Consider the following 16,280-nt stretch of genomic DNA (forward strand, 5'->3'; position numbering starts at 1 on the left):
AATATTTATGGTAGACATTAATAAAAGAAAGGTCATACGAACTTCTACAATTTCGCTATCACTTGATTATTTGTTAAGAGGTCAGTTATCTTTCTTGAATAATGTATATGAAGTAATTGCAGTTTCAGGTCAAAATGAGCATTTAGAAAAAGTTGCAGTCCGTGAAAAGGTTCGTATAGTAGATGTTCAAATGCAGCGAGCAATAAAACCATTGCGTGACCTTTTATCTTTATGGAAGTTATTTAGATTATTTCAAAAGGAAAAGCCGCTGATTGTACACTCAATAACTCCAAAAGCAGGTTTATTGAGTATGATAGCAGCTTATTTTGCTGGTGTTCCTATACGTATTCATACTTTTACTGGTTTAATATTTCCATCAAAGACAGGAATTTTAAAAAGAATATTAATACTCATGGACAAGTTATTATGTCTGTTTGCAACAAATATCTATCCAGAAGGTAATGGAGTGAAAGAAGATTTAATTAATTATAAAATTACTTCAAAACCACTAAAAGTGCTGGTAAATGGAAATGTCAATGGAATAGATAAAGATTATTTTAATCCTGCATTGTATAGCTCAGAAGATAAAATAGAGCTACGTAAAGAACTAGGTATTTTAGAAAATGATTTTGTTTTTATTTTTGTAGGTCGCTTAGTTGGAGACAAAGGCGTTAATGAATTGATAGCAGCTTTTGAAAGATTTTCTAATGAAGTTAAAAAGATAAAATTACTATTAGTAGGCCCTTTTGAATCCGACTTAGATCCTTTAAGCTCATCAACTTTAGGAATAATAAAAAGCAATAGAAATATAATCTCAGTTGGTTTTCAACCTGATGTAAGAACTTATTTTGCGATATCTACGGCTTTAGTATTTCCCAGCTATAGAGAAGGATTCCCAAATGTTGTGCTGCAAGCTGGTGCTATGGGATTACCAAGTATCGTTAGCAATATTAATGGATGTAACGAAATAATCATTGAGGGTGAAAACGGCGTGATTATTCCGGTAAAAGATGGGGACGCAATTTATAATGCTATGAAAAAAATGATAGATAATGACTTTATTAGAAATAGAATGCAACAAAATTCTCGCCTAATGATTGTATCCCGATATGAACAACAAATTGTTTGGGACGCTATTTTAGCTGAATATAAAAGATTAGAGAAAAATGTATAAATACTTTTTTAAAAGAATAATTGATTTTATTGGATCGTTAATTGGATTTCTGATCTTAATTCCGCTGTTTATTATTATTACAATTGGATTGTTTTTTGCTAATGATGGTAAACCTTTTTTCTTTCAAGCTCGTCCTGGTAAAAATGGTAAGATATTTAAAATTATAAAGTTCAAAACCATGAACGACAAGAAAGACACAAAGGGCAACCTTCTTTCAGATGCAGAGAGATTGACAAAAATAGGTTCTTTTGTACGTAAGACATCCTTAGATGAAATACCTCAATTGCTGAATGTAATTAAAGGAGAAATGAGTTTAATAGGTCCTAGACCACTTTTGCCTCAATATTTAGCCCTATATTCTGATTTTCAAAACAGAAGACATGAAGTAAAACCAGGCATCACTGGTTGGGCACAAGTCAATGGTAGAAATGCGGTTAGTTGGGATACTAAATTTGAATTAGACGTATGGTATGTAGATCATATTTCGTTACTGTTAGATATAAAAATTTTATTCATGACTATTCAAAAAGTAGTGAAAAGTGAAGGTATTAATGCTGCTGACGCAGCAACAATAGAACCTTTTAATGGACAGTAAAATATATTTATACGGAGCAAGTGGACATTGTAAAGTAGTTGTAGATATTCTAAAGTCTAATAACGAAAAAATTGAAGCTATTTTGGATGACAATCCAAAAGCAGCAAGTTTATTAGGCATTCCGGTTATTCCTAGTGCCGATTGTAAAGATTTGAACAGTAAAAAAATTCTAATTACGATAGGAAATAATAGTATTAGGAAGAAAATTTCTAAAACTATTAATAGTCGTTTTCATATTGGGATACATGCTAAAGCAATTGTATCTTCCTTTTCAGAAATTGGAGAAGGTACAGTAGTAATGGCTGGAGCAATTTTAAACGCAGGGAGTTCTATAGGAAAACATTGTATTATTAATACAGGAGCAATAATTGAGCATGACTGCTTTGTTAATGATTATGTGCATGTTTCGCCTAATGCCTCCTTGGCAGGCGGTGTAATTGTAGGGAGAGGAAGTCATATTGGTATTGGTGCTTGCGTAATTCAAGGTGTTAAAATTGGTAAATGGACATCGATTGGCGCGGGAGCTGTTATAATTAGAGATGTTCCTGACTTTGCTGTTGTTGTAGGTAATCCAGGTAAAGTAATAAAAATTAAAGTTAATAAATCAAATGAAAAATTCTAAAATATGGCTTTCTTCTCCACACATGGGAGGTAACGAGCAAAAATTTGTAAAGGAAGCTTTTGATACGAATTGGGTAGCTCCACTGGGCCCTAATGTCAATGGACTTGAGCTGGATCTTGAAAATTACTTAGGTAATGAATCTCATGTCGGTGCGCTAAGCTCTGGTACAGCTGCGATACATTTAGGACTTATTTTATTAGGTGTACAATTTGGTGATGAGGTTATTTGCCAAAGTATGACTTTTTCGGCTTCAGCTAATCCAATTAAATATTTGGGAGCAACTCCTATTTTTGTTGATAGTGAGGACGAGACCTGGAATATTTGCCCTAAAGCATTGGAAGAAGCAATTGTAGATCGTATCGCTAAAGGTATGAAACCAAAAGCTATTATAGCAGTGCATTTATATGGTGTTCCGTATCAAATTGAAGCTATAAAAGCAATCTCTGACAAATATGATATTCCAGTTCTTGAAGATAGCGCCGAGGCTTTAGGAAGTTCTTATAAAGGTCAAAAGTGTGGCACATTTGGCGATATTGGTGTTCTGTCGTTTAATGGAAATAAAATTATCACTACTTCAGGAGGTGGAGCAATAGTAACAAAATCAGAAGTCTTGAAAGACAAAGCTGTTTTTTATGCCACTCAATCGAGAGACGACGCACCACATTACCAACATTCAGAAATTGGATACAATTACCGAATGAGTAACATCTGTGCTGGAATTGGTCGTGGCCAAATGGAGGTTTTAGATGCGCATGTACAATTGCGTAGGGATATGAATGAATTTTATGTGAAACTTTTTCAGGATATTGATGTAGTTAGTGTTTTTACGGTGCCTAATGATCATTATTTTGCCAATTATTGGTTAACAGCAATTGTTATTGAATCTAATGTTGTTAAAGGAATCGATCGGGAAGCATTGAGACTCGCTTTTGAAGAGGCTAATATTGAATCTAGACCGTTATGGAAACCAATGCATTTACAACCTATTTTCGAAAAATATCCTTTCTATGGAAGCAATGTAGCTGAAAATTTATTCAAAAAAGGTTTGTGTCTTCCATCAGGATCCAATTTGACGGATGGTGAAAGAGAAAGAATAAAAGAAGTTGTAATTAATGTTTTTAAATAATTTTCTATTGATTATAACAAAATGTTTTTTTACAGATTTATTTTGTCAAGAAATTTGAAGCTGTATTTTAAGATCAAAGGATGTAAACTCTAAATATGTTTAAATTTTCTTTTGGAGTTTACATCATTTATTATTTGTATCTATGTTTATAATTGCTTCGATAGCGTATGCATTTTCAATATTTATTGATGTTTCAGTATATCACTTCAAATATTATATACAAGACAATAAAAATACAAGACATCTATTATCTTTGATAAATATTTTTCAATATTGTTCGCGTGGCTTTATTTTGATCTTCATTCCAATTATGGCTTATACAACCGAGTCGATAAAGAATAAAAATGAAGTTTGGATGATTACTATATTAGCTCATTTTCTAGTTATTTTGTTCTTATTACCGCTGTATTCTTTTAAATTTACTTCATCTTTTTCATTAAAAATTATTCAGCTTTTGAATCTCCTTTTTGGAAAATCCAAACCTATAGTTTATGAAAATATGAAAGGTTATTCCAGTAATGAAGAAGTTTTATCTGGAAAGTGGAAATTATTTATTACTAATTATATTGCTGGTTTTTTATTTTCAATCAGTATAACCTTTCTATACTACGTAAGTTTTTCTTATCCTCAAAAGGCATTAATTTTAAGCTCGATGACGCAAGTGATTAATATGTTTGGTTCTATTATGCTAATACTTTTTATTGATCCAAAAATAATGGGAGCAATAGATGATGGAGGCGGATATAAAGAAATTCAAATTTTAACTTCGAGTCGTATTTTAGTGCACATTACTTTAGTACTAATTCTTGTTTTTATTAGATGACACTAGTTTTTTTTGCTTTAATATGCACTTTTTTATCTTTTTATTTTGCTTGCTTAACCGGTGTCACAATAAAACGGAAAATAGTTTTTACAGGTTGTTTTATTGTATTTTCTTCTCTATTAAGAGTGCTAATAAATGTTAATTTAAATAACGACTATTATTACTATTATAATTTTGATATTTTTCATAAACCTACAAGTTTTCTTTCATTTGCACTAAATGAGCCCTATCTTTATTCATTGTATTTTTTTTTTAGTACGTTTATCGATACAAAAGCGAATGTTTTTCTTGCTTTGTATTGGTTTAATTTTTTAATAAACTCTATTTTTTATATATGGTTACTTTATATAAAAGATGTAGAAACATGGAAAAAAATACTTCTTTTCGTTTTGTATTATTTTATGTTTGGTTTTGTCCTTCTTAGGAATGGTCCTGCTTATATCTTGTTTGCGATGTATTTTTATTATTCGTTTAGGGAACGGAAATTTAATTGGGTTTTTACAGCGCTATTTATGCACATAAGTTCGTGTTTTATGTTGGTTACTTATTTCCATCATTGGCGATACTATTTTAGAGCGTTATTTGTAGCTCCTATCATAGTTTTTCTTTCTTTTTTAGTATTAAAACCTTTTTTGACTTCAGTGCGAGAATTTGATAGTATTTTGTCTAAAATTAGTATTTATTCAAATGGGTTCCCTATAAATACATTGATGCATCTGTTGTTTTTTGTATTTATAATAGTTTTAACTGCAGTAGGTTTTTTGTTGTATAGAAATAAAATGTTGCATCCTATTTTGGTTACTACGCTGTTAATTTACTTTATTGCTTTTTTAATAAGTCCTGTCGTTGCGCATCGATTTTCACCGTATTTGCTTTTTGCCTTGCTATTTTTTCCATTTGAAGAAATTAAATACACTAAATTAATGCGTATTTTGAACAGTTTCAGTGTTTTATTACTTCCCATATTTATTTACACCCTTTTCAATACACATAAAACAAAACTTTACATGGAGCTTTTTATGAAATAAAGTTATATAATTTACAATCCTTTTAATAACTGGGATTTGAATCCCTTAAAAATAAAATTTTAAATGACAGTAGAAACAACTTCAATAAAAGATTTAGTTGTAATCAATCCAACCGTATTCAATGACGAGCGCGGTTATTTTTTTGAAGGATATAATAAAACTAAATTTAACGAAAATGGAATTATGTACAATTTCATTCAAGATAATCAATCATTTTCTACAAAAGGAGTGATTCGTGGTTTGCATTTGCAAATTAATCCTTTTGCACAAGCAAAATTAGTACGAGTATTACAAGGAGAAATCCTTGATGTGGCCGTAGATTTACGTAAAAATTCACCAACATACGGGCAACATTTCAGCGTAAGATTGAGTGCGGAAAATAAAAAACAATTGATGGTACCACATGGTTTTGCTCATGGTTTTTCAGTATTGAGTGATACTGCGTCGGTTATGTATAAAGTAGATCAACTGTATCATAAAGATAGTGAAAGAGGAATTCGCTATGATGATCCTATGTTAGCTATTGATTGGCAAATAAATCTTGAGGATGTAATTGTTTCTGAGAAGGATTTAGTTTTACCTAATTTTGACCAAATTGATTTGGAATTTTAAAGGAACTTACGGCTATTTAGAGGTATTAATTACATTTATTAAGCACAGCTTTTTCTTTTACAGTACTAAAACAAATAGCCTTTCCTTAAAATTTTAAACACATTTCACAAACCCTGATACGTATTACGTAATCAGGGTTTTTTACTTTAAGACAGTTAGTCTTAATCAAAACCTATATTCAGGACAATGAGGCCAGTGTAATGACTATCCTTCAAATTCCCTCCACCTTTCTCTCAATTCCCTTCCACCGTTCTCCCAATTCCCCTCCACCATTCTCCCAATTCCCTCCCTTGGAGGGGTGCCCGCGGATGCGGGTGGGGTGGTACCTCTCGTAACCCCCCTCTCAAATCCCAGAACCATCTCTCCAAATATCTCATACAATCAATCTTTCTCTCAATTCCCCTCCATCTTTCCCTCAATTCCCTTCCACCGTTCTCCCAATTCCCCTCCTTTGGAGGGGTGCCCGCGGATGCGGGTGGGGTGGTACCTTCCACAAGCCTTAAAACCCTATAACCGACGTCCAATGCCCCTCCTTATATCTTCCCATCCCATCCCATCTCTTAAAGATATAACAATAACGGCCTAAATTTTCGGCTCCCTTTAGTCCCGACGCTTCGGGAGGGGAAAACCGAAAATTGTAACCCTTTTCACAAGGTAAACTTCCAGCTTGTCCGCCGTGGCAGATTCAGCACAGGTTTAATTGTTTGTTTTACAGCAGTCAACGAGTCTTAGGCGCTATGTGAAATACATTTTTTTTTACTACTACTGTTCTTTACAAGGTTTCTGAAAAAGCCGCAAGGCAGGACTTCTTCTCTGAAAGGTCTTTTAAAAAAATATAAGTCTCATATTAATATGAGCCTTTTTTTATCCCCACTTATCTCCCTGTTAGCTAAACACCGCAAAACTAAATTGCAATCCCCCCTATTATCTCATACCATTCCATCTCTTAAAGATAGAATGACTAAATACTTAGAAGAGAAATGCTCCGCTTTTGACAACAATTACTTCCGAATTAACAACTTTTCTGCTCTAGATAAAACAAAAAAAAAGATGCTACTGAGCATCTTTTTTTGTTTTTAATACGAAATCATCATTTATTCTGGAACCATATTTTTCTTCAATTAATTTAAAAAAATCTGATAAATCAATTTTTTTGTAAAAACAAATAATCGCTAATGTTGATATCGGTACTCTATAAGGTTGATCCTCTATAATTTTTTTTATAATATGTCGATGCACTCCTAGTTCTTGAGCCTGGGGTAAAATAGGTCTATTAACATTCAACCATTCATTCCTAATATAATCACAGATGAATTGATCAAGCAAGAATACAACTGCCTCTTTATTAGTATCTGAAGATTTATTATTTGTTTTTGTAGCCATTGAGACAAAAGAATATATTATTAACGATATTTACTGTCACGATAGTGACAGTTTGATATTTTTTTACTATGTTTGTAATTGAATACATATATTTGCGTTTCTTCATTTAAAATATTTGAAGCATTCGCTTTGAATCTCGCCTTTGAAAACTGGTAATTTTGCAACGAGATGATAAGTAAGATGCTCACGCCCCATGGCGTGGGCTCACTTATTGTTGCAAGGTATACCAGTACCCCAAAGGCAATAAGCTGAGTTCCATGCCATTTTTTATGCGCAAAAGTCACTCGCTACTATTCTTAGCAAATCTTCTTCTTCTTATTTAAAGTTTCGCATAACAATCAATTTATTGAATTAGTAAGAAATACGCTGCCTGAGTCGGGCTGCAACTGGCAATGGCGGTGTACTTTCCTGTTTTTAAAATGCTAAATCCATCTGCCTATGCAGTAAGCACATAAAAATCATTTATAATCTGCGCAATCTGTGGCAAGAAGTTTAGGACAATTAACTTCGTTCAAGGTTGACATTACAAAAACCTTAGAACTCCGCGCCAAATAGGGTGGAGGATGGCATTTAAATAAATCGCGCGTAACAACTAAGAAATAATTGAAAATAGTATAAACTAATAATCCAGCTTATGGCGAAATAAAAAACTACAACTACTAAAAACAGCTGCACCGCAATGGTTCCTTGAACTGAACACCTCTTTAATTTAATTTGAATTTAGTATTAAATGGTGCAGCTTATTTAATAGCAATCGCTCGCAGACAACCGACAACATAAAACTAATAACATAAAATAGACAGCCAAAAACACATAACCGTAAACACATAACCGAAATCAGATAATCGAAAACGGAAAACAGACAACGGAAAAAAGACAATACACAACAGAAAATAAAACCAGATCGCCTTAACAGCACATAACATGATACCTAACCGATACTTCTAAACAGTTAATCAATTAACCAATTAAACTCCTAACCACATAACACAAAACGCCTATGACTAAATATAAAAACCTTTGTGGCTAATCACATACTCGCTAACCCATAGCGGAAAACAGATAATAGATAACCGACAACAGATAACCGATAACCGCAACTAGAAAAAAAACCAGATCGCCTTAACAGCACATTACATGATACTAAACCGGTACCCTTAACCAGTTAACCAAATAACCACCTAACCAATTAATCATCTAACCACATAACACAAATCGCCTATGACAGAATAAAAAACATACTTAGAGACTTTAAGACATTTGACTTGAGGATTTTAAGACTTATAAAAAAAAGGCCCTCTAACTCTTCTTGGCGGACGAATAGAGGACCACAGCAAACAAAACTGACGTCTCATTAAACTTTAAACCAAAATTATGAAAAATTATTCATTAGGCAAGGGGATAAGGGCAATGGCGTATTCCTTCATTTTGGGAGTATCCTTGTTCTCCTCTTCAAGCAACGCCAATAATACATTGGCCTATGCAACAGTTCAGCAACAACAACCATCAAAAATTAGTGGTACGATCACAGATGGTATTGGGCCCGTACCAGGAGTAACTATTGCTGTCAAAGGAAAATCCCTCACCGTAATATCAGATTACAAAGGGGAGTATGTAATTGAAGCTTCTCCAACTGATATTCTGGTCTTCTCCTTCATGGGATTCAAAACAGTAGAGGTAAGCATTAGCTCACAAAAAATAGTAAATGTAGAACTCAAGGAAGACGCCACAGCTCTTCAAGAAGTAAAAATCAATGCCGGATACTATTCCGTCAAAGAAAAAGAACGAACTGGGAGTATTGCGAAAATCACATCAAAGGATATTGAGACGCAGCCGGTAACGAATGTACTTGCTGCTATGCAAGGCAGGATGGCTGGAGTTAATATTACGCAACAGACTGGAACCGGCGGTAGCAACTTCAGTATACAGATTCGTGGTTTGAACAGTTTACGTAAGGATGGGAATGCCCCACTATATATTATTGATGGTGTACCCTATTCTTCGGAATCAATTGGGTATGGAATAACATCAACCAATATGCCCGGCCCTACCAGCCCCCTTAATAATATTAACCCCGCAGATATTGAAAGTATCGACGTATTGAAAGATGCCGATGCTACCGCCATTTACGGTTCACGCGGATCGAATGGGGTAGTGCTTGTTTCAACCAAGAAAGGAAAAAAGGGTAAAACGAAATTTAGTGGAGCTTTATCTCAAGGCACTGGAAAAGTAGTGCGATATATGAAGATGCTTAATACGGAACAATATCTGGCAATGCGTGCCGAGGCATTTGCCAATGACGGTATCACAACATACCCAGACGACGCCTACGATATCAATGGGACTTGGGATAAAAATCGATATACGGACTGGCAGAAAGAACTGATTGGTGGTACAGCACAAATAACTAACATAAATGCATCAGTATCCGGCGGTTCTGACTTAACGCAATTTTTAATAAGTACTAATTATTCAAAAGAAACCACGGTATTTCCAGGTAATTTTGCCTACAAGAAAGCAAATGTACGCCTTAATGTTAATCACGAATCAGAAGATAAAAAGTTCCGTATCAATTTTACGGGAGGTTATACGTTGCAAGGTAACAATCAACCTTCTACTGATCTGACTACAGAGGCTTCACTACTTGCCCCAAATGCGCCAGCATTATACGATGAAGCGGGTAATTTGAATTGGGAAAATAATTCATTCAATAATCCTCTACGCAATTTAAACGGATTATTTAAAAGTAAAACCTATGATCTTGTTGCTAATACACTACTAAGTTATTCATTGATTAAAAATACAGAAGTCAAGGTAAATCTTGGCTATACAGACCTGAACCACGGGGAAAGTAGTACGTTTCCTTCTACGATCTATAATCCTGCATTCAGCTTCGGGAGTGATATGTCCTATATATTCTACAACACTACTGCAAGGCAATCTTGGATCATTGAACCACAATTGAACTGGAAGGCATCTTTACGTGATATTAAAACGGACATCTTAATTGGAAGTACATTTCAACAGCAAAATAATAAACTACAGGCTTTTCAAGGTAGCGGATTCACTAGTAATAGTTTGATTTACAACCCCGCAGCTGCCAGTACGACACAAGTAATGGCGCACAATGAATCCGTTTATAAATACCACTCTTTATTTGGTCGAATCAACCTTAACTGGAAAGAAAAGTACATTATGAACTTAACAGGACGTCGCGACGGATCTAGTCGTTTTGGTCCTGGGAACAACTTTGCATGGTTTGGTGCTGTAGGCTTTGCTTGGATTTTCTCCATAGAAGATTTTTTTAAAGACAACAATATACTAAGTTCAGGAAAACTTAGGACAAGTTATGGTACTACAGGGAGCGATCAGATTGGTAATTATCAATTTCTAAACTCTTACAGTCCGGCTAATGCTTATTACCAAGGTGTTATAGGATTGCAGCCCACAAGATTGTATAATGCAAACTTTGGTTGGGAAACTAATAAAAAACTAGAAATAGCTATTGAGACTGGTTTTTTTGATGATCGATTATTTTTTACAGCTGCGCTGTATCGCAATCGTTCTTCAGATCAGCTTGTAGGTATTCCTCTTCCCGGTACTACCGGGTTTGCATCCCTGCAATCTAACCTTGATGCTACAGTGGAGAATCGCGGTTTAGAATTAACTATACGAACGGTAAATTTGCAAACAAAAGATTTTAGCTGGATAAGCAGCCTAAATTTTTCTACAGCAAAAAATAAATTGATAAGTTTTCCGCATCTTGAAGAGTCTACATACAGCAATAAATATGTCATTGGTCAACCTTTAAATATACAAAAAGTGTATCAATATAATGGTATTGATCCGCAAACTGGAATGTACTCTTTTGAAGATGTTAATGGAGACGGTAAAATTACAGCATTAGAAGACAAACAGACAATCAAGGATTTGAATCCATCTTACTTTGGAGGTGTTCATAACCAATTTAAATATAAACGCTGGAATCTTGATTTCCTCTTCCAGTTCGTGAAGCAGAAAAATTTTAATACCGCTGCTATGATTGCCGTTCCAGGAACAAAGTTTAACCAACAAATAGCAGTGTTAGACCATTGGCAGCAACCTGGCGATGCAAGTACTACTCAAATTTACACCTCTGGGGCTAACCAAGCTGCTGTACAGGCACTTTATAATTATGTTGCAAGTGATGGCGTAATTTTGGACGCTTCGTATGTAAGACTAAAAAACATTGCACTAAGTTTTGACTTTCCAAATAAATGGTTTCCTAGTATGAATTGTAAGGCTAGGCTTGAATCTCAGAATCTGCTGACCATTACCTCCTTTAAAGGCTCCGATCCTGAATCAACCAGTATTGGTTTTACACCTCCTTTGCGTGTCATCACTGCGGGTCTCCAATTTAACTTCTAACTTTTAAATACAAACTAAAATGACGACAAATAACTTACATCACTTTTGCTCCACTAACAGCGCGAAAGTACTATGGAAAATTAGGATAACTTTCGTATCTCTTTTTTTTATTTGCCTCAGTAGTTGTGATAGCTTTACTGAAACCGACATACCTACATCAGAACTCAACGAATTTGCAGTGTTTGAGCAAAAAAATACTGCAAATGCAGCTATGACTGACATATATGCCAAGATCAGAGATAATGGTATATTAACCGGTAAAACATATGGAACTGGTAAAATATTGGGACTTTATACAGATGAACTTTCTTGGTGGGGTGGAGACGCCGATCCCTCAAAGCAGTTTTACAGTAATAGTGTACAAGCTAATAATCTTGTTATAGCAGAATGGTGGAACTCAGCGTACAATGCAATTTATGCCAGTAACGCAATTATTGAAGGTGTTACGGCTTCTACAGCACTATTAAAATCTGATAAGGATCAATTATTAGGGGAAGCAAAATTTGTTCGAGGACTTTTGTATTTTTATCTGATACAGCTTTACGGAGATGTACCCTACATTACAACTACTGATTATACTGTAAACGTAAAAGTGAGCAGAATGCCGAAAGTTGAAATCTATAATAAAATAATTAAGGATCTAAATGAAGCCAGCGAGTTGCTTCCAAAAAATTATATTTCGGAAGGACGTGTGCGACCAAACTTTTATGCGGCAAAAGCGTTGCTTGCTCGTGTTTATCTTTACAATAGAAATTGGGATGAAGCGGCTAATAGTGCATCAGCTGTACTAAACAATACTGAAATTTACATTTGGCAAGAGGATCTTTCAAACGTTTTTCTAAAAACTAGTACGACCGCAATTTGGCAGCTTATGCCTCGTACCGCAATACGGAACTCTGATGATGCTTTTACGTTTATATTTAATTCAGGACCACCACCGCAAGTTGCATTAAGCATGAACTTAGTCAATTCCTTTGAGTCAGGGGACTTACGCAAAAAACTTTGGACTCGCGCTATAACCAATGGTCCAAACACTTGGCACCATGCTTATAAATATAAAAAATCAAGCACAAGTAACCCTCAACAGGAGTATAGTATTGTCCTACGTCTTTCTGAACAGTACTTGATACGAGCTGAAGCTCGCGCGCAACAAGGAGAACTTATAGGTGCAAAGGAAGACTTAAATAAAATAAGAAATACAGCAGGGCTTCCAAGTACTACAGCAGTAAGTCAGTCCGAAATAGTAATTGCAATCTTAAAAGAAAGACGTGTTGAGTTCTTTACGGAATTCGGACATAGATTTATGGACTTGAAACGCGCAGAACAACTAGATCTCGCCTTAAGAAATGTGAAGGAAAGCTGGAACACGACTGACAAACTTCTGCCAATACCACAGAACGAAATCAATTTAAATCCTGCAATTGCACCACAAAATCCTGGGTACTAATGAGGGCACTACATTGTAATAGCAACAGGGCATTTCTAAATAGTTTGTGCCTGCAGGATTTTATACTTTTTATTTTCCTTGCTTTAGGTAACTGCCCGTCTTGGGGGCAGTTTAAGCAAATGAAAGAACTAGATGCACAAGAATACCATTTGTGGAGTTTACCGAGTATTGGAGAGATTACTTCTGACGGAAAGTGGATGACCTATAGGATTAATTACGAAAAGGCAGATACACTAACCGTAAAAGGCATTGAGGGAGGTAAGAACTATCAGTTTGCCTCGGGTTTCAATGGGCGGTTCTTCGATAGAGGAATGTTTGCTTGTCAAACTAAAGATAGCCTCCTTAGCATTGTAAATCTTAAAACAGGAAATAAAAAGTCTTTTGATAAAGTAACTGACTATGCCGTTGCAGGAAGATATTTACTTATTCTTAGACAGGAGAACGGGCTTAAGAGCCTTATTATTTCCGACGCAACAGCTAAAAAGCGATATACCGAAAAGAATATTATTGAATTTAAAATCAGTCCTGACAATAATATGGTTGCGGTGACTATTTATACTGACGGAAGCTATTTTGTGAAAAATATTACATTGGGAGAAAGGATACTTATACACCATATTTATCAAAATGCTTCAGCACAATGTAAGCGACTAACATGGTCCTCAGATAGTAAGAGTTTAGCTTTTTTACAGATTGGAGATAAATCTTCGGAGCTTTACTGTTATCGACTCGATGGTGAAAAAATGATTTCATTTGGACCTTCCGATAAAACTAATTTTCCGAAAAATAGCTACATAGATGCTGGCCAACCATTGGATTTCTCAAAGGATAATCAACGAATTTTTTTTAAGATGCGACAAGTCATAATTCCTACGAACACAACTGGCAAAAGCGATGTGCAAATTTGGAATGCAGCCGATAAATGGATTTATTCAGCAGAACAAATAATCAAGGGCTGGACAGTTAATCCCAAAATAGGTATGTTTGAGCCAGATACAGAACGCTTTTTGTTTATTACTGACACTATATTTCCAAAAGGCTTTTTGACTGCTGACAAGCGATACTCCGTATCATACAACCCTAAGGAATATGAGCCGCAGACAAAACCAAAAGCAGATGTAGATTTGTACCTGACTGAGCTCTCGACCAATAAAAAGGAAATGTTGTTAAAGCGATTTCGAGGTGATGATGACAATATACTGCTGTCTCCAACGGGTAAATATCTAAGTTACTTTAAGGAAAAGTGTTGGTTTGTTTTTGATGTTGGCAAAAAGACACATCTTAATCTGACTGCTGAGTGGAAGATTCCTTTAGACGAAGTTGAATTTGATATGGCCGGAGAAAGCCCCGCCTATGGATTGGCGGGATGGATGGCTAATGAAAAAAAAATGTTAATTTATGATCAATTTGATATTTGGGCAGTGGCAGCTGATGGTTCTGGAAAGCAAAAATTAACTAATGGAAGGGAGAGGGGAGTTGTGTTTAGAATAGTGCCACAAAATGATACTGAAAGGGGGTCATCAGACAACCATCACACAATTTTGGGAAACTATGATCTGGGAAAAGGTATAGTATTGCGTGCGACTACAAGTAACCATCTCAAAAATGGTATTTTTTACTTAACAACAAAATCACTACAAGAGATTGTTTTTAAAGAAAAGGGAATATACAATATAACCAAAGCAAACAAAGCGAATACATTTGCTTGGATTGAAGAAAACTACAATAATGCGCCGCAAATAATGACTTCTAATGAGGCGCAAAAACCTAAAATTTTGCTTGCCACAAATCCGCAACATCATAACTATTTTTCGCATGAAGCCGAAGTTATTAATTATACGAATGCTAATGGGAAGACTTTACAAGGTATGCTTTATTATCCCTATAATTATGAGGTAGGCAAAAAGTTTCCAATGGTCATGCATATCTACGAAAAACAGTTCGCTGAAATTCATAGATTTATACGACCAAGTCTTTATAATAGTACTGGATTCAATATAGCAAACCTGACAGCACAGGGTTATTTTGTATTCCTTCCAGATATTACATACACTATGGGGAACATTGGTGATTCTGCATTAAATTGCGTGGAAGCAGCTGTTTTGGCTGTAGTACAGAAAGAGGAAATTAATGAGGAGAAGATAGGATTAATTGGTCATTCCTTTGGTGGATTCGAAACGAATTATATAATAGCTAAAAGCAAACTATTTGCTTGTGCCGTAGCAGGTTCCGCACCTACGAATTATATAAGTAATTATCTTTCGGAGGCGAAAAATACAAAACAGCCTAATTTTTTTATGATTGAATATGGACAAGCACGTATGGGTAAATCCCTTTTTGATGATACTGACATTTATTTGCGAAATTCACCCGTGCTTTTAGTCGCAGGCATTACAACCCCATTACTCTCGTGGACAGGATTAAAAGATTATCAGGTAAATTACACCCAGTCTTTTGAATTTTATATGGCAATGAGGCGCTTAGGCAAATTTCATATTTTGCTGGCATTTCCAGACGAAGGTCATGGCATTTTGGACAGGACTCGTGATGCGGATCTAACTGAGAAAATTGAGCAATGGTTTGCATATTTTTTAAAAGATAAAAATAAACCTAACTGGATCAATCCGACCTAAAATAAAACCGATTAGAAACAACAACGCAGTTCCCATAAAGAACTGCATTGTTTTTTTGAAAAATTAGATGTATCAAGGTTTGTACAATGGAATTGTACAATCATCATTTGCATCCATTTCATACAAGCGAGGGTTTCCGCTTATTTGTCCTACCGTACAAAAAACACCGTTGTTTGTAAGACTACAACTTTCCAGTCTTGGTACACATAGATTTTCACCACCTATGGTTTGTTTTTCATAAGGAGTGACAGCAAGCGCCTTTTTCGTAGTGCTGTTTACAGTAGTAAAAGCACTCGTTACCGCTAGTACAATAACTAGCATAGGCAAAATCAGTTTTGAAAATTCTGTTTTCATAATAAATTAATTTATTGTTATTGCTTACTCTATTGTAAAGGTTTTCAGCTTCCCCTAATTATTGCCATTAAGATTT

12 protein-coding genes are annotated in these 16,280 nt (G+C 35.0%); 10 read left to right on the forward strand and 2 right to left on the reverse strand.

Annotated features, from left to right (window positions below):
* Window positions 1–7 precede the first annotated feature (7 nt).
* The 7 genes from BC961_RS10400 to rfbC all read left to right on the forward strand — a co-directional run bounded on the left by BC961_RS10400 (window position 8) and on the right by rfbC (window position 5,980).
* Complete coding sequence (locus tag BC961_RS10400; RefSeq protein WP_121925799.1) at window positions 8–1,174, forward strand: glycosyltransferase family 4 protein; 1,167 nt, start codon at window positions 8–10, stop codon at window positions 1,172–1,174.
* Window positions 1,167–1,769 (forward strand): sugar transferase, encoded by a 603-nt coding sequence (locus BC961_RS10405; RefSeq protein ID WP_121925800.1) that lies wholly within the window; start codon window positions 1,167–1,169, stop codon window positions 1,767–1,769. Before BC961_RS10400 ends, BC961_RS10405 begins: the two co-directional genes overlap by 8 nt.
* Window positions 1,759–2,391 (forward strand): acetyltransferase, encoded by a 633-nt coding sequence (locus tag BC961_RS10410; RefSeq protein WP_121925801.1) that lies wholly within the window; start codon window positions 1,759–1,761, stop codon window positions 2,389–2,391. The genes BC961_RS10405 and BC961_RS10410 overlap by 11 nt, the downstream gene beginning before the upstream one ends.
* Window positions 2,378–3,517, forward strand: coding sequence for a DegT/DnrJ/EryC1/StrS family aminotransferase (locus BC961_RS10415; RefSeq protein ID WP_121925802.1), 1,140 nt, complete (start codon window positions 2,378–2,380; stop codon window positions 3,515–3,517). Before BC961_RS10410 ends, BC961_RS10415 begins: the two co-directional genes overlap by 14 nt.
* A 310-nt stretch (window positions 3,518–3,827) precedes the next feature.
* Window positions 3,828–4,340: a lipid II flippase family protein gene (locus BC961_RS10420; protein ID WP_245980889.1), complete on the forward strand. Its 513-nt coding sequence runs from the start codon at window positions 3,828–3,830 to the stop codon at window positions 4,338–4,340.
* A gap of 533 nt (window positions 4,341–4,873) precedes the next feature.
* Complete coding sequence (locus BC961_RS14650) at window positions 4,874–5,368, forward strand: hypothetical protein (RefSeq protein WP_170151309.1); 495 nt, start codon at window positions 4,874–4,876, stop codon at window positions 5,366–5,368.
* Between the two features lie 63 nt (window positions 5,369–5,431).
* Window positions 5,432–5,980: a dTDP-4-dehydrorhamnose 3,5-epimerase gene (gene rfbC / locus BC961_RS10430; protein WP_121925805.1), complete on the forward strand. Its 549-nt coding sequence runs from the start codon at window positions 5,432–5,434 to the stop codon at window positions 5,978–5,980.
* Window positions 5,981–7,033: 1,053 nt separating this feature from the next.
* Here rfbC and BC961_RS10435 read toward each other — a convergent pair.
* Window positions 7,034–7,363, reverse strand: a complete 330-nt coding sequence (locus tag BC961_RS10435; RefSeq protein WP_121925806.1) for a helix-turn-helix domain-containing protein — start codon at window positions 7,361–7,363, stop codon at window positions 7,034–7,036.
* A 1,374-nt stretch (window positions 7,364–8,737) separates the two neighbouring features.
* On the opposite strand from BC961_RS10435, the gene BC961_RS10440 reads away from it, so the two are divergent.
* From BC961_RS10440 to BC961_RS10450, 3 genes are read left to right on the forward strand one after another with little or no spacing between them, the layout of a single operon-like run.
* Window positions 8,738–11,770, forward strand: a complete 3,033-nt coding sequence (locus BC961_RS10440) for a SusC/RagA family TonB-linked outer membrane protein (protein WP_121925807.1) — start codon at window positions 8,738–8,740, stop codon at window positions 11,768–11,770.
* 19 nt (window positions 11,771–11,789) lie between these two features.
* Window positions 11,790–13,217: a RagB/SusD family nutrient uptake outer membrane protein gene (locus BC961_RS10445; RefSeq protein ID WP_121925808.1), complete on the forward strand. Its 1,428-nt coding sequence runs from the start codon at window positions 11,790–11,792 to the stop codon at window positions 13,215–13,217.
* Window positions 13,217–15,850 (forward strand): S9 family peptidase, encoded by a 2,634-nt coding sequence (locus BC961_RS10450; protein ID WP_121925809.1) that lies wholly within the window; start codon window positions 13,217–13,219, stop codon window positions 15,848–15,850. Before BC961_RS10445 ends, BC961_RS10450 begins: the two co-directional genes overlap by 1 nt.
* A gap of 72 nt (window positions 15,851–15,922) precedes the next feature.
* Here the strand turns inward: BC961_RS10450 and BC961_RS10455 are convergent, their stop codons facing one another.
* Window positions 15,923–16,204 carry a DUF6520 family protein gene (locus BC961_RS10455; RefSeq protein WP_121925810.1) on the reverse strand — a complete coding sequence of 94 codons (282 nt, stop codon included), beginning with the start codon at window positions 16,202–16,204 and terminating at the stop codon, window positions 15,923–15,925.
* Window positions 16,205–16,280 lie beyond the last annotated feature (76 nt).

The sequence above is a fragment of the Flavobacterium weaverense genome (genome assembly GCF_003688495.1).
In the GTDB taxonomy this organism is placed as follows: domain Bacteria; phylum Bacteroidota; class Bacteroidia; order Flavobacteriales; family Flavobacteriaceae; genus Flavobacterium; species Flavobacterium weaverense.